Source organism: Natronorubrum halalkaliphilum (assembly GCF_009834785.1).
In the GTDB taxonomy this organism is placed as follows: domain Archaea; phylum Halobacteriota; class Halobacteria; order Halobacteriales; family Natrialbaceae; genus Natronorubrum; species Natronorubrum halalkaliphilum.
In genome coordinates this window covers 90,327-112,783 of sequence record NZ_WUYX01000038.1, presented here as the reverse complement: position 1 = coordinate 112,783, position 22,457 = coordinate 90,327, and the positions used below count along the sequence as shown (strand labels likewise).

Genomic DNA, 22,457 nt, shown 5'->3' with positions numbered 1-22,457 from the left:
TTTGATTCCGTTTTCGATCCCGACCTCGTCCCCGAATCGGTTCCGGTTACGCGATCGATTCGACGTCCGCGAACGCCGCCCGCACCCGATCGGTGACGTCCGCTGGTGCGTCGTCGGCTGCGGACACCGCGAGCGCGGTCCTGATGCGAGCCTTCCACGCCGGGAGGTCGCCGCCCGAAATCGCGCCCGCCGAGCGCAGCGTCTTCCCGCCGCCAGGGCCGCCGTACAGCCCCGCCGTCGTCCCGGCATGACAGCGCGAGGCGAGCACGACGGGCACGCCCCGTTCGATGGCATCCTCGAGCGCCGCGCCGAGTTCGCCGGTCGTGTTCCCGAGGCCGGTTCCCGCGACGACGATGGCGTCGGCGTCGGCGTCCTCGAGCGCCCGTTTGACCTGTCGTCCGTCGACGCCCATCGCGTTCATAACGAGTTCGACGCGGACGTCGGGATCGATGCGCGCACCCGGAACGGCGTTCGAATACCGGCCCGGCTCGCGCAGGAACCTGAACCCGTCCGGCGTGCGTTCCGCGATCGGTCCCGCGGTCGGGGAGGTGAAGGTCTCGAGTTTGCTCGTGTGGCCTTTGACGACCCAGCGTGCGGCGTGTACGCGATCGTTGAACGCCAGATAGCTTCCGCCGGCCGCTCGGAACCGCTCGTGAGCCGCGGCCCGAACGGCCGTGAGGAGGTTCGTCGGGCCGTCGGTTCCCAACTGGTCGAACGGTCGCTGTGCCCCCGTAAAGACGACCGGAATCTCGGCGTCGACGACGAGGTCGGCGTAGTAGGCCGATTCCGCCATGGTGTCGGTCCCGTGCGTGACGACGACGCCGGCGGCCCCTTCGGCCGCGGCGCGTTCGACCGCGTTCACGATCCGCGCGGCGTGTTCGAAGGTCACCTGAAACCCGGATACCTGACAGACGTCGTCGACGTCGATCGACGCCTCGTCGGCGAGTCCCGGAACGGCGTCGACGAGATCATCGCCAGTCACCGAGGGCGTCTTTCCGGCGGCGTCACCGGTCTCACCGTCCGGGTCACCAGTTCCGCCACTGTCGCCCTCGTTCGAGGTGCTCGCGATCGTTCCGCCGGTGCTGACGATTCGGACGTGTTGCATACGGTGATCGTGAACGCGGTGTGTGAAGTGCTGTCCGGTCGAGCGACGCGCTGTGGGGACGTTCGAATCAATGCTCTCATTGGCCGCCGCGAGTGATGAACGAACCGATGCAACGAATCGACTGGCAGGTGACGACGGGCCGATGACACTCGAGCACGAATGAGGCGGTGGCGATACAGCGAGACCGTCCTGACGTTGTGTACGCTCGCGTTCTTCGCGACGATGGTCGGGCGACTGGCGATCAGTCCCGTCGTCCCGCTGATCACCGACGAGTTCGGCGTCTCGAATTCGGTGATCGGCATCGGACTGACGGGCATGTGGATGGCCTACTTCGCCTCCCAGTTCCCGAGCGGGGTTCTCGCCGACCGATTCGGCGAACGGCCGATCATCCTCATCGCCGTCGGTGGCACCGCTATCTCGAGTGCGTTCCTCGCGCTGGCACCGCTGTTCGCGCTCTTCGTCATCGGGACCATCGTGCTCGGCGGCGTAGCCGGGCTCCACTACAGCGTCGCGACGACGCTGTTGACGCGAACGTACGACGAAATCGGCGCGGCAATCGGCGTCCACAACAGCGGCGGCCCCGCCGCCGGGCTGATCGCGCCGCCGATCGCGGCCTGGATCGGCGTTCAGTACGGGTGGCGGCCCGCCGTCGCCATCGGGACGGCGATGGCGATTCCCGTTTTCGTCCTCTTCGCTTGGCGGATCCGGCCGACGGAACCGCGCCGCCCCGAGCAACCGATGACCGAACGGTTCGAACTCGGGCCGCTTCTCGAACTCCTCGTTCGGCCGCAGATCGCGTTCCCGATCTGTCTCGCGATCGCGGGAGCGTTCGTCTGGCAGGCGACCGCTTCCTTCTTGCCGACCTTCCTCATCGAGCATCGCGACCAGTCGACGGAGCTCGCCGGAACGGTCTTCGCGGGCTATTTCGTCGTTCAGGCGATCACCCAGGTCGGCGTCGGCGCGGTCTCCGACCGGTACGGACGCGATTTCGCGACGGCCGGCTGTATGGTCCTCGCGGCGATCGGCTTCGGGCTCTTGATCGCCGTCCCCGGCACCTTCGCTCTCGCGGCGGCCGTCGTGCTGGTCGGAACCGGTCTCGGCTGGGGTGCGGCGCTGTTGCCGCGATTCATGGACGCCCTTTCCGAGGCCGAACGCGGCGCCGGGTTCGGCCTCGTCCGGAGTGTCTACGGCTTTATCGGCGCGCTCGGCTCCGTGATGACCGGACTCCTCGCGGACCTCTTCGGATGGGGGGTTTCGTTTGCCGTCCTCACCGCGTTGCTCGTGCTGGTGTTCGCGGCACTCGTCGTCAACTGGGCGCTCTCGCTCGGCTACTGATACGGTTTTCTATAGTCAATGACCGCCGATCACCGACCACGCCCCCTGGTGATCGGCGGTACATAGTTACAGCAATCCGTATGACGCGTTCGAGTTCTCGAGGACGGAGCGGCTGTTGTTACGGCTGCAACACACGGCGGACCACTCTTCGCGAACTCACAACTGGCTTATATGATCCGGCGGCGTACCTCGCTCAATGGCAGCACAATCACGACGGAAGGGGGCGGCACGGTGTACGGACTGCGGGAGGTCGTTAGCGGTCTGGGTCGGGTCGGAAACGGTTCGACCGATCGGGAGCACCGACGGCTGTCCGTGTGGGAATACGTCGTTTCGCGTGTTCGAGTAAAACGACATGGCGACAGAAAGCCGCGCTTTTTCGTTACGTCTCCTCGTGTCTCTACCGTGTCCGATGCTGAGGAAGCAGTCAAATCTCTCGACAAACTCGGGCTGACGGAGTACGAGGCCCGCTGTTTCGTCGCCCTCACCCGCATTTCGAGGGGGACCGCCAAGGAGATAAGTCAAGTTGCGGATATTCCTCGCTCGCGAGTGTACGACACGATCGAACGTCTCGAGCGAAAGGGGTTGGTCCACGTGCAGCAAACTGACCCTCGTGAGTACAAGGCCGTGTCAGTCGAGACGGCGTGTCGGCGAATCCGGGAGGACTACGACTCCCGGATCAACGCCGCCGAGAACGCGCTCGGCCAACTCGAGGAGCCCGATACGCAGGACGACGAGGGGATGTGGGCGATATCTCAGAAAGAACACGTCAGTCAGCGAGTGTCAACCTTTCTCGACGATGCCGAGGAAGCGATTCATTATCTCGTTCCGGCGACAGAAGTGGTCGACCAACGGATCTTCGACGGATTGCAATCGGCCGTCGATCGCGGCGTCGCCGTCTATATCGAGGTTCCGACCGAAGACGATCAGGACGAGTTTACCGAAGCGGTTTCGGGTGCGAACGTCGTCGTTTCGTCGGACATCGCGACGACCAGCGAGGTCTACTCCGAGTGGCCCGGACAGCTCCTCATGAGCGATCAACAGGCGGTCGTCGCCAGCGGCCTCAAGGAGAGCGACCTCCCCGACGTGATAAACGAGATGGCCGTCTGGACCTACGGTCGCGACCACGGCTTCGCCGTCTGGATGCGGGAACTACTCGACAATCGACTCGAAAGACGCGACGACGACCGATCTCTCGAGGAGTGATACGGACTGCTGTACCGAGTTACCGGTGTCACCACTGAGCTATGATTGTGCCGGTCCGAGAGGGATTCGCGACGCCAGTCATAGATTTGATTCCGTACTCTCGAGTAGCTGTCTGAAAAGTTGTGCGAGATACACGGCGGCGATCTCGGAGGGAGAGAATGCACTTACCGATCCTCTGTCGTCAATACAATGATTACTACTGCGTCTGATTCACCGTTATGGACATTACACTGCTTGGAACCGGTGAAGCGGTTGGTGTTCCCGCCCCACTGTGTGGTTGTCGATACTGCGAGGAGAGTACTAAACGACGGCGGCCCGGACTGCTGATCGAAACCGAACACGCAACAGTCGTCTTAGATGTCTCACCGGATATCAACGAACAGCTCTCTGCCACTGATACGACTGACGTGGACGCCTTCTTCATTACCCATCACCACTATGACCATATGGGTGGCATGAACGAACTCCACCACGCAGCGATGGGGTTCGACGAACACGTCGGTATTGAGGGCGGATACCTCGATCCAGAGACGTTTGCCGAGTCGGAGAAGCCGAACGATCCCGACTTCACGGTCTACTTTACGGAGACTGGTTTGGACTTTTTTGAAGACTCGTTCGCGCATCTCATGGACGCGCTCACATTGCGAACGATGGAACACGGTGAACCGATCGAAATCGGGGATCTCCGCATCGTGCCGTTTCCAGTGCAGCATGCACGGCCGCCCTTTGATACGCTCGGATTCGCCGTGTACCATGATGGGGTCAAGGCTGTATACGCACCCGACATGTGGGATTTCATGGACGATACGGAGTACGAGAACGCCGATCTACTGTTCGTCGAGGGAGCCGCGCTCTTTCGGGCGTTTGGACACGGGGACGAAGCGGATCTCCGCGCAGCACTCGCGGATGCTGCTGCCGAACGGACGATTCTCGTTAACCTGAGCGAACACCTCCAGCGAATGACGACCGACGAGTTACGACGCGCGGCCGAACGGGACGGCTACGAACTCGGGTCGGATTTCACAGAGTTCCATTTATGAACGAAGTGAGTGGCTGTTGACCCCATCCGCTACTAATCCCTCTGACGCACACCGTATGATACTGTTGGACAGAACGACGTGAATCCGATCGGTTTGCTGGGGTGGTTACCGTGGGCGACGACCCCGAATTCACGATCGGTTTCGTATTGACTGCTGTCCGACAGTATGAGTTCGGTCGGCGTGACGTCTGCGGTCGGTTTGTCTGCGGATCTACCCCGGCGGTCGAAAGCGCTCACACCCGTTCAACGCCGTCCGAGCGCGACCGATCACCAGCAATGAGTGTATACTTTTAAGTGCGCGCCGCCCATTTTGGTCTGTTAGCAATGGCCATAGATCCGCAGTTCACCGAGAATCGTGACAAAGTCGACGAACACAACGGCCACGCCGTCTGGGGTCCCGTCGACGAACCCGAGGAACTGGGCATCCACGGAACCCACGTCGCGGTCGACTTCGACCTCTGTATCGCCGACGGTGCCTGCCTCGAGGACTGCCCCGTCGACGTCTTCGAGTGGGTCGAGACGCCGGGCCACCCCGAAAGCGAGGAGAAGGCGGATCCCGCAAAGGAAGCCCAGTGTATCGATTGTATGCTCTGTGTCGACGTCTGTCCGGTCGATGCGATCGACGTCGACGCCGGTCGAACGGCCTGAACCACCCGTTCTCCAGCGGACAGAGAGCGGTTCGAAACAGCCGGCGAGGTGAAAAGGCGACTCCTTACTCGGCTCGATCGACGTCGACTTTCTCCTTTAACGTCTCGAGACCGTCAGCTTCGGCGAGTTCCTGCAAGCGCTCGCGGAAGTGTTCCTCACAGAGACCGACTTTGAGGCCCTCCGATTCGGCGGCGAAGGCGGCCTCGCGGTCACAGTAGTGACAGTTCATAGGGCCACATTGGGACCACGGTGCATTGAACCCTCCGCTATCGGCCAAGATGTATGAACGATTTCCGTTATGTCGTCAGCGCTAACTGTTCGTACTCGCGCCGGGACAGTCCGGCACCACCGAGTTCCTCGCCGTGGGCGTCGCTCCCGCCGGTCGCTACCAGATTGTGTTCCTCGATCGCCCGTTCGACGACACTCCGGTCGAGGTCGTCGTTTCGATTGTAGGGGTACTGTAACTCGACGCCCTCGAGGGTCGGTTCGGCGGTCAGTGCGAGCGCCTGCTCCGGGTCGCGGTAGCGCAGGGGATGGGCCAGCGAAACGAGGCGACAGGAGGCGGTGAGCGCCGCCAGCCCCCGCTCGAACGACGGGACGTCCCGCGCCACGAAACAGGGATCTCCGGAGCCGATTAACCGGTCGAACGCGTCCTCGTAATCGTACTCGAGGTCCGGATGGGCGTCGATCGCGCGGGCGACGTGTGGTCGACCGAACCCGTCGGTGACGGTTACGCCCAGGTCGACGTCGAGACGCGCCTCGACGCAGTCGACGATCGCCTGCCCGCGTTCGATACGATCGGTCTGAATGTACTCGAGGACGCCCTCGAGGTCTGGGGTTGGATCGACCCCGTACCCCAACAGATCGACGCGTTCACCGCCCGGGGTTTCGACGCGGAGTTCGATGCCGCTGACGATCGTTACGCCGTCCTGCTCGACCACCGGCGCGTCGAACGGCTGCGCCCGGTCGTGATCCGTCACGGCGACAACCTCCACGCCGGCGCGGCGAGCAGCGTCGGGGACCATCTCGAGGTCGAGACTCCCGTCCGAACGCGTGGTGTGGACGTGCAGGTCGGCGTATGGCATGGTACTCGAGGCGAGGGCTGCCGCTCGTAAAGACGTTTCTCCACGTCGTCTTCGGGTTTCCGGAATCTCTAGGGACGACCTAGGAGTACTAGGTGTACACGACCCCTAGAGAACGTATATGGATAATGTTTATAATTATCGATCACGGAAGATCGGGTGTAATGCTGCCTAATCGCACCGGCGAATTCGCTGCCGACCACGACTACCCCGCGACGACCGAGGAACTGATCTCGGAGTACGGTGACCAGACCATCGAGCTCCCGAACGGGACCGAAACCGTCGGCGACGTACTCGCCCGCCTCGAGTCCGAGACGTTCGAGACGGCGGACGACGTCCGGCTCGCGCTCTCCTGTGGTGTCAGCGACAAGGCCATCGGTCGCATCGGCTACAGCGACCGCGACCCGGCACCGCTCGGAAGCCCGTACGCGCCAGACGCGGTTTCCTTCTAAATCGAACTTTTTCGCTCGAATCCTCGTTACGCTTGCGCTCGGCGAAACCGTTTGCTCCGTGAGCGGTACCTCGGCCGGCTCCGCTTCTCATGGCTTCTCATGCGGTCTACTGTACGCCAGTACCGGCGCGACCGCAAGACCGCTCACGATCGCGCCGGTAGACGGTTACAGTAGACCGTATCAGAGCATGATCTGCTTGTTCGCGTCGTCGATCTCTTCCCACGATACCCGTTCCCGTTCGACGATCCGTTCGGGCTCGAGCGCGGGATCGCCGAAGACGGTCAGTGCGGCGCCGACTGGTGGTCGGGGTTCGGGTCCCTCCTCCGGTGGCGCTTCGTCTTCGGGGTCCGGGTCGGTTTCGTCCGGATCGTCGTACTCTCCGGTTCCGTTTTCGTCTCCGTTCCCGTTCGGCCCGTTCTCGTGTTCTGGCTGTTCGGTCCCCTCGTCCGGCATTTCTTCGGGGTCCGAATCGGTCTCGGGCTCGGCCATCGGTTCGGGTTCCGGAACCGGCTCCGCACCCGGCCCTGTAGCCTCGCCCGCGACGATCCGGATCACGTGCCCGAAGATTTCGTGTGGGCCACAGTGAAGGTCGTACACGCCCGGCCGGTCGAACGTGTAGAGCCAGTAGGCGTTCACGGGAAGCACCGGCGACGAAAACGGCGGCACGTCGTCGGGCACGCGTTGCTGAATCCCCTGTGCGGGGTGATACGCCGTTACTGAGTGATGTGGCGAAACGAGACTGAACTGGACGGTATCGCCCGGCTCGATGTACAGCCCCGTCGGTTCGAAGAAGAACTCCGGAATCTCGCGATCCTCTCGGGGTCGGGTCTCGGCTTCGACGACGTGATCCGGCTCAACCGGCGGCTCGACGTCCATCGACAGCGCTGCGAACCCGAATGCGGGGTGTATTTCCTCGCTCGAGCGATCGGCGGGGAGATCGTCCTGGGCCGATGTGCCACCGGCAGCGACCGCGTTCGCTCCCAGTGCCGTTACGGCTGCGCCCGCGCCGAGGGCTTGCATCAGTCGTCGTCGATCGAGTACGCTCGGAATCTGTGCTGAATCGCCGTCAGTCGGGTCGTTGGTATCCGACATGAGGCAGTTCCTCCCACGGCTACCGAGATAACTGTTCCATACCCGATACTATGACTGTCCAGCTTACCGACTGTCCGTAATAACGTCTAACAGCGCAAAACCGGCGGCGGAACAATGTCGGTTGTCGCGTCGCCCGCCCGACTGCAGCCGAATTCCGGCCGCTAGAACGTGTCGATGACCGGAATTCCCTCCGTCTCGTAGTCGGTCATCGCCTCGAGTTTGTCGTTGACGTCCTCGAGATCGATGGTTTCGGAGACGACGTCCGCGGGTCGGAGCTTGCCGGTCGCGACCATCCGGAAGATTTCGTCGTATCGCGTTGGTGGCATGCCGAGCGAGCCGATGAACTCGATCTCCTGCATTACCATCGCGTCGGAGGGGACCGTGATCATCCCCTGTTCGTCCTGCGTAGTGAGGCCGATCTGAAGGTGCTGGCCGCGGTTCCCGAGGCTCTGTACGGAGTTCTGGGAGGTCGTCTCGATCCCGAGGGCGTCCATCGAGACGTTGGCACCACCGTCGGCGATCGCCTTGACTTCGGCGGCGACGTTATCGACGTCGTCGGCGTTGACCGTTTCGACGGCACCCAGTTCCCGCGCCTTCTCGAGTTTCTCGTCCGTGAGGTCGACGGCGATCACGTTTGCGCCCAGTGCGTCGGCGATATGGACCGCCGAGAGACCGACGCCGCCGACGCCGTGGACCGACACCCAGTCGCCCGCGCTCACGTCGGCCCGGTGGGCCAGCGCGTGGAACGACGTCATGAACCGACAGCCCAGTCCGGCCATGTCGACCGACGAGACGCCGTCGGGGAGCTCGACGAGGTTGTGGTCGGCGGCGGGAACGTGTAGCTGTTCGGCGAACGCCCCCTGAACGGGCTCGATAAAGCCGAGGGGCATCACGTTCTCGCAGGTGTTGGAGTGCCCGCGACGACACTCGTGGCAGGTCCCGTCGCCCAGGTTGAACGGCACGGCGACGTGGTCGCCCTCGGAGACGTTCTCGACGTCGTCACCGACGGCGACGACCGTTCCTGCGGGCTCGTGGCCGAGGATCTGTCCCGGCTGGGTCTCGAGGCCGAGCCATCCCCAGTCGCCCTGCCAGCCGTGCCAGTCGCTCCGGCAGACGCCGCAGGCTTCGACGTCGACCACCGCGCCGGCGGGGTCCGGGTCCGGCGCGTCGACGTCTTCAATCGAGAGCGGTTCGCCGTGGTCTTCGAGGACTGCTGCTCGCATAACTTGTTCGATGCTATCATGCATCATATACGTGTCTCTACGTTCACAGAAACTGAGTAATCGCGCTCGAGAACGGGTTCGTTGGAGGCAACATACGGCGCCGGAAAGCGACGGGATCGACCGCGGTTATACTGTCAGACAGCAGTCACTGCGGAGTCGGTCGCGAAGTCGCGGCCGTCCTCGGGGATGACGGTCACAGTAGCGCGACTGATCTTCGAATAGTCCTGTCCGGCAGTATCAGTTCAGTAGATCGATCGCGTCGCCTAACTCGAGGGGCACCGACCCCTTCCGGTAGCCTTCGACGTGGCCGCTCGGCCGGGCCCGGTAGACGACGGCGGGCCGGTGGCGCACGTCTGGCTGTTCGGCGCGGACGGCGTTCCAGTTGTCGTCGCGGAAACTCGAGCAGTCGACGAAGAGGACGGCACCGCCGCCGTGTTCGGCGAGTTGGCCGTTGGTCTTGGTCTCGGCAGTGTCGCGAACGGCGGCGACGGGCCCTGCTGCCGCCCGGTTTGTGGGCGGTTGCGGACGAGTGACCTCGACGAGCACGTTCGTCTGCGCGTCTTTGGCCCGGAAATCCAGCGAGTGCCCGGTCGTGACCTCGATTTCGGGGACCACGTCGTAGCCGGCGTCGGTGAGGATCTTCGCGGCGATGAACTCACCCATCGCGGCGCTCATGCGAACGCGGTCGACGTGGTCGCTCGTGCCGAGTTTGCCGGACATGACGTGTCGGTACTCGTCGAGGACGCCGGTTTTGAAGAAGTCCTCGAAAAAGCGGGTCGTCTCCCGACGTCCGGCGTCGGGGAATCCGCTGGCGTGTTCGCGGAAGAACGCCCGCGTCGACTCGCGGCCGTCTTTGGACATGAAAACCGGCAGGAAGAACCACGAAATGTGCGGGTAGTCGGCGAGCCAGGGGTCTTCCTCGTAGAGGGTCGCGAGCAGTTCGCGCTGGGCCCACCGGGCGACGTGATAGGGGACCTCGCGCCAGCCGAATTTGTCGGTTCGCCAGAGCGACGAGGGCGTTTCGGTGTTGCCCATCCAGTAGGCCTCCTCGTCGTTTCGTGCAAAGAGTGCGACGTCGCCGTTTTGCATCTCGAAGCGGTGGGTCTTCCAGTTCGCGCCGATCTCGCACTGCGGCGTCACCGCTCGAGCGCCGATGTTGGACCGGAGCGGCTGGAGAATCTCGTGTCGGACTTTCTGTTCGCTCCACGACGAGGGCGAATACCGAAAGCGAAGCGGCCGTGCCACGGTCTCGCTACGGCGCGAGGGTGCATACGTGTTACGTACTCCGACTCCGACGATCTCACTGACCGTTACATTGATGTGCGATAGCCACCTACATGTGTACACTTACCATGTCAATGGGTGCCTATGACGAAGATGAACACGAGCGCCGCGAGCAGCAAGCGTCGAGGGTCGATGCCGATTTTGACGACGAGCGGACGATCTATCACGGGGAAGTCGAGTACGACTCCGGGGAGTCGGCCGAGGACCTGTTAGATCAGTTCGAGCAGATCAAGTCGAACTAGCGGTCTCCATTTCGGTTGTTTCCGAATCCGTGAGTCGACGCCGTCTCGAGTTCGAGTCCGTCGGGTCGCAGTAGCGACCGGTGGGGCGTCGTTCGGCCCACGCTGCCGATTCGCAGTCGGTACCCTCGGGCGTCGTGGCGAACCCTTTCGAGGTGGAACCTGAGGACCAGAACCCGTTTTCGTTACTCGCTCACTCGAGGACGTCCCAGCCCGGCGTTTCGGGTGCTCCGCGGTCCGCTTCGACGTTGCTGGCGATGGTCGTCGGGGGCACCGTTTCGGCTGCATCGCGCCGGCGATACCACTCGCGGATCGCCGGCCCGACCCACGACCCTTCGCTGTCGGCGTCGTCCGCGTCACGGCCGTCGTCAGGTTCGCCGTCTCCGCCACGGCCGTCGTCACCTCCCCCCTCGACCGTCTCGTACTCCCCGACCGCCGCCTCGAGCGCCCGTGCTTTCCCCTGCTCGTAGTGATGGTCGGAGGTCGCCAGCGTGCCGGGGCTCGAGGCCGCGGCGACCGCGAGACACTCGGCGCGATCCTCGGCCGTCAGCCTCCCCGAAGCGGCCCGGTCGACGATCCCCTCGAGAGCCTTCGGTCGGGGATGGGCGAAGAGCTTCGCGCCGAGAGCCTGCAAGCCCAGAAGGAGGCCGTCGAGATCGTCGTCGGTACCGCTCTCGAGCAGGCGTTCGCCGCCGAACGCCGATTCGACGCGCTCGCACTCGGTCTCCTGCTCGAGTCTGAGATTGTGTTCCGGATAGACGCCGCACTCGTCGGGAAAGCGGTCGTCGCCGTGGATGCGACACTGCAGCGTCGCGGGATCGAGAAAAACGCAGGTCGGGAGCCACGTCGGCTCCGCACGGCCGAAGGGAGCGACGGGCTTCGGCGGTTTCCGGAGGCCCACGAAGAAAACCGGTCGGCCCGCGACGGCGGCGACGGTGTAGCCGTCGACCGCCACGCCCTCGTCCGCGTCGCGAGCGTGCCAGAATCGCGGGGTCAACGCCGGGGCCATCCCCGACTCGAGAAACGCGCGGACTTCGTCGCGGGTCAGCGGGACGAAATTCGCGTCGTCGTCGAGCGGCGCTCGCGCGGTGCCCGCGGCGGTGTCGACGGACGTGTGTCGTCGTCGGTGCGCCGTCCCGTCGGACTCCGTCTCGAGCAACGACCGCCAGTCCATACAACAGCCCGCACAGCCTTCGCAGTGCACCTCCATGCGGGGCCGTACCACGGCGTAGCGTATAACGGATCGGTCGCGGGGGAACGACTTTCAGCGTTCGGAACCCATACGCGGCTATGGCAAAGGACTCCTGTGACGGCTGCGGCCGAAGGGTTACCGTTACCGGCGGCATCGCCAACCTCTGGACGTTCGGCGACGGTAGCGACGGGACCGCGATGACACTGGAGTTCACGGACGGAACGGAACATCTGCTGTGTTACCCCTGTATCGAGGCGCTCCCCGACGAGCCGACCGACGAGGACGTCGAGCGACTCGAGCAGGTCGATTCGGAGACGTCACAGCTCGGCGTTCGGTGATAATACCGTCGGACAGAAGTCGATGAAGAAAGTTCGCCGGACGAAAACGGCGAATCTTCACAGTAGTTCTGACCGACGGTATAAAAATGGACGGCGGCGTGATCGGGATCGGCCGCGAGTCGGAGCGCAAGTTCGAGTGGCCCTGAGTACGAGCATACCCTACGAAGACGACCCCAACCGCGACCGCAATCACGGACCGATCATACCCGCAACCGCTACCGTAACTGCAACTGCAACCGCAACCGCGAGCGGAAGGGGTGGGATTTGAACGCCACGAGGCGAAATGCCGCCGCGGGCCAAGTGGCACCGCGGTGCTCTGCCGCTGAGCGACCCTTCCGTACCCGTATTCGAAGGCGATCTTCGTATTTGTAATCGACTGACTACTGGATACTAATCGCGACCTATCACTTACAGCGGGCGTCTGACTGCCAACCGCGGATTTCAACGCGTGCTATCGCTCGATACGCGGAGCCTACGGCCGCGTTAGCGCTCCCACGGACAGGGGGCCACGTCCGCCGTCGACTCGAGCACTCTGGCGTCGTCGTCCACGACGAGCGCATCGAACTGGAAGTACTCGCCCAGCCTGGACTCGAGCGTCGCCTCGAGTCCGCGGTCGTCCGACACCTCGAACTCGTACCGGCCAAGCACGTCCGAGACGGGAACCGTCTCGCGCTCGCCGGCCTCGAGCGAGAGCGTCTCGTCGACCGCGGTCTCGTCGTCGTCTTCGCGGACGACGGCGAGCTCGACCGTCCGCTTGTCGTCGGTCGCGTTCTCGATCCGCATCTCGTGGACGCGTCGTCGAGTCGGTCGGTCCTGTTCGATCAGGGTGAGGGTCCGCTCATCGTCGTCGTCGGACGCCGACGCGGATTCAGTGATCTTCGGTTCGTACGCGGTGTCGTTCTTGCGAACGTAGGCGTGCTCGACGTCCATCGCGCCCTCGAGCAGGAACCCGCCAGCGGTCGTGTAGCCCGACTCCTCGAGCGCCGCGTCGATCTCACACCGTACGGGCTCGGGGAACGAATCGGCCGAGATGAGCAACCGACTACACGTTTCGTAGGTGCGGTCGGTGTCGCAGGTCGCGCCCGCGTTCGCGGTCACGTTCGTGTTTGTGTTTTGACCGTCAGAATCGCCGCGCGAGTCGTCGAGACAGCCGGCTGTTGCGACCGTTCCCGCACCGACTGCGGCGAGGAGCGTACGTCGCTTCACGGTCGGACATCGGTTAGACGGCCTATATGCCTTGAGGAAGGTCAAAGAACGGTTTCAGCGTCCCGGAGCCGGCCTCGAACTCTCATCTCGAGCAACGGTTCGTAGCCTTTAGGACGCGGCCGCCCCGTGAGTCGAACGGTGAATCCCGAGCGGATCTTCGAGCAGTTTCCCGCGCCGAGCTACCGCGGGACCCAGGAGCAGGCCCTCCGCGACATTCGCGACGCCTTCGCGGCCGGCAACGACGTCGTACTGGTGCGTGCGCCCACGGGCAGCGGCAAGTCCCTGCTGGCCCGCGCCGTCGCCGGCTGCGCTCGCGAAATCGACGAGGCGGATCCCAGCGACGCGACCGGCGCGTACTACACGACGCCGCAGGTCTCCCAGCTAGACGACGTCGCGGCCGACGATCTGTTGGCGGATCTGAACGTCATCCGCGGGAAGTCGAACTACAGCTGCATTCTCCCCGACGAGCGCAACACGCCGGTCAATCAGGCACCCTGCGTTCGCGAACGGGGCTACGACTGCTCCGTAAAACACCGCTGTCCGTACTTCTCGGATCGAGCGATCGCCTCGAATCGGTCGATCGCGGCGATGACGCTCGCCTATTTCATGCAGACCGCGGGCAGCGAGGTGTTTCGCAAGCGCGACGTCGTCGTCGTCGACGAGGCTCACGGCCTCGCCGAGTGGGCCGAAATGTACGCGACGATCCAGTTGGGCCCCCGTACGGTGCCGTTCTGGGACGACCTTCGTGTTCCCGAAATCGACGATCTCGATCGGGCCGTCCGGTACGCGGAGAACGTCTCCCAGACCTGTGAACGCCGAAAGGACGACCTGCTCGCCCAGGACTCGCTCTCGCCCGGCGAGGTCCGTGAACGCGACCGACTGCAGGAACTCATCGGCGAACTCGACTGGTTCGTCTCGGACTACCGCGATCCCCAGAGCCCGACGACGTGGCTCGTCGACCAGTCCGCCCCCTCGAGCGATCGCGCACAGCGCCGCGACGATGACGACGAGCCCGCGGGCGGGCCGTTGACGATCAAGCCGATGAACCCGGAGAAGTACCTCCAGCACACCGTCTGGGACCGGGGAAACAAGTTCGCGCTGCTGTCGGCGACGATTCTCAATAAGGAAGCCTTCTGCCGACAGGTCGGGCTCGATCCGACGGACGTCGCGCTGGTCGACGTCGAACACACCTTCCCCGTCGAAAACCGTCCGCTGTACGACGTTACGCAGGGGAAGATGACCTACGAACGGCGCGACGAGACGACGCCGAAGATCGCCCGCACGATCGTCCGGCTCATGCAGCGCCACCCCGACGAGAAGGGGCTGGTTCACGCGCACTCCTACGACATTCAGGAGCGACTCGCCGACCTGCTGGTCGACTTCGGCGTCGGCGAGCGCATCCGCACGCACGATCGGGACGGCCGCGATGTCACCCTCGAGGAATGGAAGGCCAGCGACGACCCCGACGTCTTCCTCTCGGTGAAGATGGAGGAGGCGCTGGACCTCAAGGGCGACCTCTGTCGCTGGCAGGTCCTCTGTAAGGCTCCGTTCCTCAACACGGGCGATTCGCGCGTCGCCCACCGGCTCGAGGAGGGCCAGTGGGCGTGGTACTACCGCACCGCGTTGCGGACCATCATCCAGGGCTGCGGCCGCGTCGTCCGCGCGCCCGACGACTACGGCGCGACGTACCTCGCGGACTCGAGCCTGCTAGATCTGTTCGAACGCGCGCGGACCGACATGCCCGACTGGTTCGAGGTTCAGGTCGACCGGATGGAACAGCCGGAGTTACCGGCTTTCGAACCGCGTGCGGCGCTTTCCGACGGATCGAGGGCGGGCGACTACGCCGGGACTACGAGCACGACCGCGGACACGAGTACGAACGAGTCGTCGTCCCGGAGCGAACGAACGCAAAAGCAAAATCAGAACCGGAACCAGAATCGAAACCGAAACCAAAACCGATCGCGCTCACGCTCTCGGTCCTCCTCCTCGAGCCCGCTCGCCGACGTCTGGGATACGGACGGGTAAGGCAAGCGTATCGCGTCGAGACGAGACCCGCGATCGGTCTCGATACCCGCCGCTCAGAAGAGATGCATCGCAGGCATGGCGATCATCGACGTCGCCATGAGCACGGCAAACGTCAGCGCGATGAACTTGTTCCGTTTATTCATACATACCGCTTGTGGGTCCGGTACTATGAATCTCACGACCGATGGGAGTGACGTTCTCGCGCTCGGTTCCGAGTTTCCTGACCTGCGATCATGCAAACTCCCGAACCCCTGAACCTGCGAACTCCCGAATCTGTGGACCGACGAACTCCTGCCCTCGAGATCACTCGAACCGAGCGTCGATGACGACGTGCTCGACGCCTGCACTGTGGCTCTTGACGCGACGTTTTTCGAGTACCTCGAGTTCGCGGTCGGCCGCGTCGCCCGCCGCTTCGAGGCGCTCGAGGGGCCGCTCCCAGAGCCGCGGTTCGGGCGTCGCCTCGTGGTAGTGGACGACCCCGCCGGGAACGAGTGCCTCGAGGGCGTCTGCGAGGAAGTCGTGTGCTTCGTCGGTCCGCGTGCCGTGTTCGTTTGTGTTTCCGTTTCCGTCTCCCTCTGGACCACCTTCGTCACCTGCGCTGTCGGCCTCGTCCGCACTCCCGTAGTAGCCCATCACGACCCGATCGGCGTCGACTTCGCTCGCGAGCTCTCGGCAGTCGGTCATGTAGGCGTCGACCCGATCGCCGACGTCGTTGAGCATGACGTTCTCGAGCAGGTAGCGAAACGCCGTCGGGTTGATTTCGGTCGCCGTCACTTGCGCGCCGGCCCGCGCCATCGGGAGGGTGAAGTAGCCGATGCCGGCGAACATGTCGAAGACCCGTTCGTCCGAATCGCCGAGTTCGCCCATCCGCGCGCGTTCGGCCTGATTGCCCGGCGAGAACATCACCCTCGCGGGATCGAGTCCGTACTGCGTGCCGTGTTCGGTGTGGATCGTCTCGGTGTCGCGCTGGCCGGCCAGCAGGCGAGTCCGTGGCTCGCGATAGGTCCCCGCGTCGCCGTCGTTCGCGATCCCCTCGTCGGCCAGCACGCTGTCCGCTTCGCCGTGTAACTCGAGCAAGGCCTCGGCCAGCGCGGTCTCGTCGGGGCAGTCCGTCGGGACCGTCACGAGGATCACCGACCCGACCACGGCCCACGAGCCCGGGACCGACTCGAGCGCTTCGTCGCTCCAGCCGCGATCGGCGAGCAACGCCTCGAGATCCGGATTCCGCGGCTCGGGATCGAGCTGTCGGACGACCTCGAGGACGCGGGTCTCCGTCGGCGGCTCGAGCACGGGAAGCGCGAGTCGTTCGGGGCCGCCCGCAGGGGTCGCGTCGGTCTCCGTCTGCTCACGGGTCTTCGAGTCGCTCGCACCGCCCCAGGGTTTCGCCTCGCTTTGCACTCGCGTCTCACGAACGCGTCTCGAGTCGTCGTAGACGCCTTCGGCGCGCAGCGACTCGATGGCCGTCTCCGCGCGGGGTTTCTCGACGACGGCGGCCAGCGGGGCGTCGGGCGCTGCGCCCGCTTGCTCGAGGGCGTCGTCGACATCCTCCGCAGGCGTGTCAGGGAGCGGCGATCCCGCCGGGTTCTCGTCTTCACTCATCGTCGGGATCGGGCAGGATGTGCAGGCCGGCGCGACTCTTCAGGACGGGGACCGTTTCGGCGTCGGGATCGAAGTAGTCCGGTCGGGAGACGGTCTTGGCCTGGTAGGTCTCGGGGTCGAGCACCTGGACGGCGTTCTCGTCCTCGACGGTGACGACCGTCGTTTCGACGGCGTCCTCGCGGTCGCCGAGTTTGCGCGCGTCGGGCGAGTTGCCCTCCTCGTAGCTCGCCTCGTAGCGCTCGCCGGTCGTCACGCGGATCCCCTTGAGGTTGCCGCGGGCGCTCCGAACGAGCACCGGGCCGTCGTCATCGTCGTCGTCCGCGAGGTCGATGATATCGCCGGACGTGTACGGCGGGAGTCGAACGGCGAAGGTCACTCGGTAGACCTCGTTCCCGTCGGAGTCTTCGGTGACGAGCGTCTCGGCGTCGTTTACCGTGCCGCCGAACTCCTCGACCATCTTGTTCGAGATGTTCTTGCCGATCTTGTTGGTCGAGACCTTGATGTTGAGGCCGTCGTCGGTCTCCGTGGTTTCCGTGACGAACGCGTTGCGGTCGCCCGTCGCCTCCATGTCGGCGACGATCGTGTTGGCGATCTCTTTCGCTCGCTTGATTTCCTCGGTCGTCGGGGTTCGGTCCTCGGCCCGGATCTGGACGATGCTGGCGTAGTAGTCGCCGGCGATTCGCCCGCAGCGAGTACAGGTCTGTCGAGCCATCTTGACCGGCACCATTACCTGTTCTTCGACCGGCGTTCCGCGAACGACGCCCGTGAAGTAACAGTGCATCCGGATCGTGTTCGGATCGACCTGCTCGGGTTCGATTTGCCAGGCGACGTCCTCGACGTCGACGTGGACGGCGAGGGCCTCGCTCACCTCCTCGATGGCGATATCGGTGTAGTCCTCCGCGCCGACGTCGACCCATCGGTTCCCGCGGTAGACGCCGCCGCAGGTCGCACAGACGCGGACGTCGATCCGATCCGGCGCGTCGACGAAGTCGAAATTCTCGAAATAACAGGCGTCACAGAGTTCGACCTCGGCTCCGGGTCGAAGCGGATCCGGGGCGGACTCGTCGGCCTCGCTGGCCGACCGCTCGGGGACCGGGTCCCCGCAGCGAGGACAGAACGCACGCGATTCACTCATATTGTCCCCGCTTGGTGGTTGAGGGAGTTAAACAACGTGCTCTGGTCGCCTTCGGACGGACGTTTCGTCGGCCACTCGCCCCACTCGCTTCGCCGTGATTCACTCCGACGCGAGACGTTCAGGATTCTCCACGCGAAGCGAGGGGGTCTCCGCGCGACGGGTCGGTCGTCTCGAGTCGGCAGTTCCGATTTCGCGGGTTCGAAAAATCGTCAGACGAGCGTCATACAACGGCCAGTGAACGCGTGTCAGACGTGGTCGCGTCCCGAGGTCTCCATGCGAAACGAAGGGGTTCGGCGAGCGGCTCCGAAACGTGTAATAGTAGTTATCTGTCACGGGCCGGTTGCTTTGGTGATACTTATTCCTCCGGAACCCCTGACTCCAGGTATGAACTGGCAGGCGGACTGGGGGCTTCGGTTTCGGATGTTCGTGACGATGTTCCTGTTGCTCGTACTGTACGTCGTCTTCGCGGGGGCGATCTCGCTCTATATGGGTGGCGGCATCGTGTTCTTCGCGATGATGTTCGGCGGAATGTCGCTGGTGCAGTACTACTTCAGCGACACGCTCACGCTCAAGAGCATGGGTGCGAAGACGGTTTCGGCGGACGACTACCCACAACTGCACGGCTCGATCGAACGCCTCTCCCAGCAGGCGGACCTCCCGAAACCGAAGGTCGCGGTCATCGACTCGGACGTACCGAACGCCTTCGCGACCGGCCGGAATCAGAAAAACGCCGCCGTCGCGGTGACGACGGGGCTCATGCGAACGCTCGATCAGGACGAACTCGACGGCGTCCTTGCACACGAACTCGCCCACGTCAAGAACCGAGACATGATGGTGATGACCATCGCCTCGTTCCTCTCGACGATCGCGTTCATGATCGTTCGCTGGGGAGCGTTCTTCGGCGGCGGCGGAAATCGCGGGGGCAAGGGCGGCGGCGGGATCGTCGTCGCCATCGTCGTCTCGCTCGTCGTCTGGATCATCAGCTACCTGCTCATCCGCGCGCTCTCCCGATACCGCGAATACTCCGCCGACCGCGGCGCGGCCGCGATCACCGGCAACCCGTCGGCGCTCGCGTCCGCACTCCTGAAAATCTCCGGCGAGATGGACAAGGTCCCCAAAGACGACCTGCGCGAGGAGGCCGAGATGAACGCGTTCTTCATCATCCCGATCAAGTCCGGTATCGTCGGTCGCCTCTTCAGTACGCATCCCCCGACCGACCGACGCGTCGAACAGCTTCGGGAACTCGAGCGCGAACTCGAAGCGTTCTGATACGGATTGCTGTACCGATTTGCCGGCGTAACCGCGACCCGGGCGGCGATTGCGCCGGAAATAACGTACAGTAAACCGTATGAGATCCGTTCGTCCGAACCGATCCGTCGGTGCCGGACTCGTGCCTGTGGTCGTGCTCGATACCGTCAGTATCTACATTCGTTTGCCCCGAGCGGTGAATTTTCGCCGCTCGAGACAGTATGCAGAACATTCTGCCGTGGCACCTATATGAACTCGGTGCAGTGGTATGGCCATGACTTCACCGCTCGTCCTTTTCGTCGAAGACAGCGAATTCATCACTAAACACGTCGGTGACACGTTACGGACCGAACACGGGTTCGATATCGCGAGCGTTTCGACCGCGACGAAAGCCCGATCGATGCTTCGATCGCAGGCCTACGACTGCGTGGTCACGAGCCACGAACTCCCCGACGGAACCGGTATCGAACTCGCGGCGTCCGTGTCCGACGATTCGGCCGTCGCCGACACGCCGTTCGTCCTCTTTACCGGCAACCCGCTCGAGTCCCTCGCGGCGGACGCACTCGAGTCGGGAATCACCGCGTTCGTCAGCAAGGACAATCACGCGACGGGATCGATGGACGTCTTCGCGAACCGAATCCAACTCGTTATCGCGGCCCACCGAGAGGCCTCGGCCTGATACGGACCGCCGTACTCGATCAACCGAGACTTCGATTCGAGCCGGCAACGTGCCTCGACTCGAGGCTGTCGAAAATGAAACGTTTTGAGGGGGGTGCCGTCGTGTCCCCACCCATGGGACTCTTCGACGGACTCCGCGCTGTCCTCGGCCTCCGCGCCGAAACGGACGCCAGACGCGACGCCGATCCCGACGACCTCTTCGGGATGAGCACCGCCTATCTCACGATGGAGGCCGATCTCGGCTACAATTCGCTCGACGTCGGCGCGCTCTGTTTCTCCGGCGTGGATTCGAGTAGCTTCCGCGACGCGGTCGACGAGGTCGAGGCGATTCTCGAGGCCGGGCGCGAGGACACCGGGACCGAGTTCGCGGTCACCAGCGACGATCACGGCTATCACTGGGTCGTCCTCGAGGACTCCAATCCGGAGGATCTGATCACGAGCATGCACTTCGCGGCGGACACCTTCATCGAGCACGGCTACGGATCGCGGCTGCTGGCAGCGCTCTTCGCCTACGAGGGACGCGGCGGCGATCCTGCGTACTGGATCTACTCGTTCCGCCGCGGTGCGTTCTACCCCTTCGCCCCTCTCCCCGGACGGGAGCGCGACTCGAGCACGGAGTTCAAACTCGAGGCGGCGCTGGACGGCGAACTCGAGATCGAACGCGAGAAGGAGTACTGGTATCCGCTGTGGCCGAGCAAGCGCGGAACCCACCCCTGGGAGTGACCGTTGGCGCGTTCGAGCGGCCCGAAACGAGTCGTCGATCGACCGATACCAAACATTGTTGGCAGTACTTCTATGATCGGTGCACCCGTAGCCAAAAACACGGCAGGAAGCCACCACGCCACATCATCACCAACTGCGCCATACACCAGTTGCCACCTTTTCCTGCCGCCCCTTTCACACATCGCCCAGTCGCTGACTCGCCTCCCACACCGCCAGCGCCTCCGTTGTCCCGTCGAACCCGCCGCTCTCCTCGAGTCCGCTGTCGCATCCATTATACCGGTCCGCTCGCTATCCACAGCCAGTGACTGACTGGAACCAGTTCAAGGGAGACCCCCGCCACTCGGGACTCCGACGTGACCTCGACGGACCGTATCGCGTCACGGCCGCGTGGACGGCCGACCTCACCGGCCCGGTCGGCTCGCCAGTTCTCGACCGCGACACCGTCTTCGTCGGGACGAGCCACGGGAATTGTTACGCCTACGAGCGCGATACCGGCCGCAGGCGCTGGGTGTTCGAGACGATGACCGCGACCGATACGGCCCCGGTCGTCACGCACGATCATCTCTATCTCGCCACGGGCGACGGAACCGTCCACGCGCTCGACCCGGCAACCGGCGATCAGCGCTGGACGGCCGACTTACCGGGGTCGATCGAGTCCGCACTCGCACTGTCGACGGGTCTGCTCTACGCCGGCCATACGGGGGGCCTCTCGGCGCTCGAGCCCGATACCGGCGAAATCCTCTGGACCGCCGAGACTGAGGCGGCGGTCGTCGGATCGCCGGCGGTCGATACCGCACGGGATCGAAGTCGGAACCAGGGGTGGGGTCAGGGACGGGACGGGGACGACGAACAGGCGGTCGATCTACTCTCGCTCGAGGACGCACAGATGTCCGACGAGCAGGACGGCTCACACGATCAGGACCGCGTCTACGTCGGCACCGACGACGAGACGGTACTCGCCTTCGAGGCCGAAACCGGCGAGGAACTCTGGGATGCACCCACCGACGGAACGATCGTCGACGGACCGACGGTCGTCGACGGCCGGGTGTACGTCGCCGACGACACCGGGACCCTCCTCGCGTTGCACGCCGACTCCGGCCAATCGTGGTTCACGTACCAGATCCAGGACTCGTTTACGTCGTCCGCGACGGTGCTCCCCGACATCGGGTCGACGTTCGTCGGTGCGTCCGACGGCTACCTCCACGTCACCGACACGACCTTCGGCCGGCGAAAACTGCGGGGCTGGCTGTTCTCGAAGAAGGGTGTCGCCCTCGACGGCCCGGTCCGCTCGAGTCCCGTCATCGCCGGCGATATCGTCTGCGTCGGTGATTCGACCGGCTCGCTGTACGGTATCGACGTCACCGACGACTGTGATCTCCGCTGGCACTTCGGCCTTGAGGGCGCGATCACCGGCACTCCCGCGCTCGGCGATCAGCAGCTGTACGTCGGCAGCGACGCAGAACAATTGACCTGTCTCGAGTGGGAACTCGGCGAGCCGAAGCTGTAACAGATCGATCGCGGTTCGGATGGTGGCGATGGTGTCGGTGTCGGTGCCGACCACGTCCCTCGAGTACGTATTTCTAACCGCTGTAGAATTTTCGCGCGTCGTTT

General features: G+C 64.1%; 23 protein-coding genes and 1 tRNA gene. 13 read left to right on the top strand and 11 right to left on the bottom strand.

The genetic code is table 11. The features are described from left to right. Positions 1–46: 46 nt before the first annotated feature. Complete coding sequence (locus GS429_RS12715) at positions 47–1,105, bottom strand: asparaginase (RefSeq protein WP_160065727.1); 1,059 nt, start codon at positions 1,103–1,105, stop codon at positions 47–49. A gap of 159 nt (positions 1,106–1,264) precedes the next feature. Between GS429_RS12715 and GS429_RS12710 the strand changes: the two genes are divergently transcribed. The 5 genes from GS429_RS12710 (at position 1,265) to GS429_RS12695 (ending at position 5,330) form a co-directional block, all read left to right on the top strand. Continuing rightward, positions 1,265–2,440 (top strand): MFS transporter, encoded by a 1,176-nt coding sequence (locus tag GS429_RS12710; protein WP_160065725.1) that lies wholly within the window; start codon positions 1,265–1,267, stop codon positions 2,438–2,440. A gap of 196 nt (positions 2,441–2,636) precedes the next feature. After that, positions 2,637–2,786 carry a hypothetical protein gene (locus GS429_RS21870; protein ID WP_201294007.1) on the top strand — a complete coding sequence of 50 codons (150 nt, stop codon included), beginning with the start codon at positions 2,637–2,639 and terminating at the stop codon, positions 2,784–2,786. A 56-nt stretch (positions 2,787–2,842) separates the two neighbouring features. Beyond that, the gene (locus GS429_RS12705; RefSeq protein ID WP_328821377.1) at positions 2,843–3,643 is read left to right on the top strand and encodes a TrmB family transcriptional regulator; all 801 of its coding nucleotides are present in this window, start codon (positions 2,843–2,845) and stop codon (positions 3,641–3,643) included. Between the two features lie 218 nt (positions 3,644–3,861). Further along, on the top strand, positions 3,862–4,683 hold the full coding sequence (locus tag GS429_RS12700) for an MBL fold metallo-hydrolase (protein WP_160065724.1): 822 nt from the start codon (positions 3,862–3,864) through the stop codon (positions 4,681–4,683). A 323-nt stretch (positions 4,684–5,006) separates the two neighbouring features. Then, positions 5,007–5,330, top strand: a complete 324-nt coding sequence (locus GS429_RS12695; RefSeq protein ID WP_160065723.1) for a 4Fe-4S dicluster domain-containing protein — start codon at positions 5,007–5,009, stop codon at positions 5,328–5,330. Positions 5,331–5,394: 64 nt separating this feature from the next. Here the strand turns inward: GS429_RS12695 and GS429_RS21865 are convergent, their stop codons facing one another. Together GS429_RS21865 and GS429_RS12690 are read right to left on the bottom strand one after the other, a co-directional pair. Further along, positions 5,395–5,559 (bottom strand): DUF6757 family protein, encoded by a 165-nt coding sequence (locus GS429_RS21865; RefSeq protein ID WP_006066091.1) that lies wholly within the window; start codon positions 5,557–5,559, stop codon positions 5,395–5,397. A 67-nt stretch (positions 5,560–5,626) separates the two neighbouring features. Further along, the gene (locus GS429_RS12690) at positions 5,627–6,415 is read right to left on the bottom strand and encodes a PHP domain-containing protein (protein ID WP_160065722.1); all 789 of its coding nucleotides are present in this window, start codon (positions 6,413–6,415) and stop codon (positions 5,627–5,629) included. 161 nt (positions 6,416–6,576) lie between these two features. Between GS429_RS12690 and GS429_RS12685 the strand changes: the two genes are divergently transcribed. After that, complete coding sequence (locus tag GS429_RS12685; protein WP_160065721.1) at positions 6,577–6,864, top strand: DUF5789 family protein; 288 nt, start codon at positions 6,577–6,579, stop codon at positions 6,862–6,864. Between the two features lie 180 nt (positions 6,865–7,044). Here the strand turns inward: GS429_RS12685 and GS429_RS12680 are convergent, their stop codons facing one another. From GS429_RS12680 to GS429_RS12670, 3 genes are all read right to left on the bottom strand, one after another. After that, complete coding sequence (locus GS429_RS12680) at positions 7,045–7,956, bottom strand: cupredoxin domain-containing protein (protein WP_160065719.1); 912 nt, start codon at positions 7,954–7,956, stop codon at positions 7,045–7,047. Positions 7,957–8,117: 161 nt separating this feature from the next. Continuing rightward, positions 8,118–9,179, bottom strand: coding sequence for a zinc-dependent alcohol dehydrogenase family protein (locus GS429_RS12675; RefSeq protein WP_160065718.1), 1,062 nt, complete (start codon positions 9,177–9,179; stop codon positions 8,118–8,120). 237 nt (positions 9,180–9,416) lie between these two features. Next, positions 9,417–10,424 (bottom strand): DUF5784 family protein, encoded by a 1,008-nt coding sequence (locus tag GS429_RS12670; protein WP_328821376.1) that lies wholly within the window; start codon positions 10,422–10,424, stop codon positions 9,417–9,419. Between the two features lie 107 nt (positions 10,425–10,531). Between GS429_RS12670 and GS429_RS21860 the strand changes: the two genes are divergently transcribed. Continuing rightward, positions 10,532–10,705, top strand: coding sequence for a DUF5786 family protein (locus GS429_RS21860; protein WP_235920801.1), 174 nt, complete (start codon positions 10,532–10,534; stop codon positions 10,703–10,705). 190 nt (positions 10,706–10,895) lie between these two features. On the opposite strand, the gene GS429_RS12665 is transcribed toward GS429_RS21860, so the two are convergent. Continuing rightward, positions 10,896–11,912, bottom strand: a complete 1,017-nt coding sequence (locus GS429_RS12665; protein ID WP_160065717.1) for a YkgJ family cysteine cluster protein — start codon at positions 11,910–11,912, stop codon at positions 10,896–10,898. A gap of 80 nt (positions 11,913–11,992) precedes the next feature. Between GS429_RS12665 and GS429_RS12660 the strand changes: the two genes are divergently transcribed. Beyond that, entirely contained in the window at positions 11,993–12,232 is a 240-nt protein-coding gene (locus GS429_RS12660) for a DUF7561 family protein (protein ID WP_160065716.1), read from the top strand. Between the two features lie 249 nt (positions 12,233–12,481). On the opposite strand, the gene GS429_RS12655 is transcribed toward GS429_RS12660, so the two are convergent. Then, a tRNA-Gly gene (locus GS429_RS12655) sits at positions 12,482–12,569 on the bottom strand. Between the two features lie 146 nt (positions 12,570–12,715). Continuing rightward, entirely contained in the window at positions 12,716–13,438 is a 723-nt protein-coding gene (locus tag GS429_RS12650) for a hypothetical protein (protein WP_160065715.1), read from the bottom strand. A gap of 138 nt (positions 13,439–13,576) precedes the next feature. Between GS429_RS12650 and GS429_RS12645 the strand changes: the two genes are divergently transcribed. Further along, complete coding sequence (locus GS429_RS12645) at positions 13,577–15,463, top strand: ATP-dependent DNA helicase (protein ID WP_328821381.1); 1,887 nt, start codon at positions 13,577–13,579, stop codon at positions 15,461–15,463. Positions 15,464–15,766: 303 nt separating this feature from the next. Here the strand turns inward: GS429_RS12645 and GS429_RS12640 are convergent, their stop codons facing one another. Next, on the bottom strand, positions 15,767–17,062 hold the full coding sequence (locus GS429_RS12640; protein WP_160065713.1) for a class I SAM-dependent methyltransferase: 1,296 nt from the start codon (positions 17,060–17,062) through the stop codon (positions 15,767–15,769). Beyond that, on the bottom strand, positions 17,055–18,197 hold the full coding sequence (locus GS429_RS12635) for a 60S ribosomal export protein NMD3 (protein ID WP_160065712.1): 1,143 nt from the start codon (positions 18,195–18,197) through the stop codon (positions 17,055–17,057). Before GS429_RS12635 ends, GS429_RS12640 begins: the two co-directional genes overlap by 8 nt. A gap of 384 nt (positions 18,198–18,581) precedes the next feature. On the opposite strand from GS429_RS12635, the gene htpX reads away from it, so the two are divergent. From htpX to GS429_RS12615, 4 genes are all read left to right on the top strand, one after another. Beyond that, on the top strand, positions 18,582–19,466 hold the full coding sequence (gene htpX / locus GS429_RS12630) for a zinc metalloprotease HtpX (RefSeq protein ID WP_160065711.1): 885 nt from the start codon (positions 18,582–18,584) through the stop codon (positions 19,464–19,466). Between the two features lie 253 nt (positions 19,467–19,719). Beyond that, entirely contained in the window at positions 19,720–20,124 is a 405-nt protein-coding gene (locus tag GS429_RS12625) for a response regulator (protein ID WP_160065710.1), read from the top strand. A 113-nt stretch (positions 20,125–20,237) separates the two neighbouring features. Continuing rightward, on the top strand, positions 20,238–20,846 hold the full coding sequence (gene pspAB, locus GS429_RS12620) for a PspA-associated protein PspAB (protein ID WP_160065709.1): 609 nt from the start codon (positions 20,238–20,240) through the stop codon (positions 20,844–20,846). A 301-nt stretch (positions 20,847–21,147) separates the two neighbouring features. Continuing rightward, on the top strand, positions 21,148–22,353 hold the full coding sequence (locus GS429_RS12615) for an outer membrane protein assembly factor BamB family protein (protein WP_328821375.1): 1,206 nt from the start codon (positions 21,148–21,150) through the stop codon (positions 22,351–22,353). Positions 22,354–22,457: the final 104 nt, after the last annotated feature.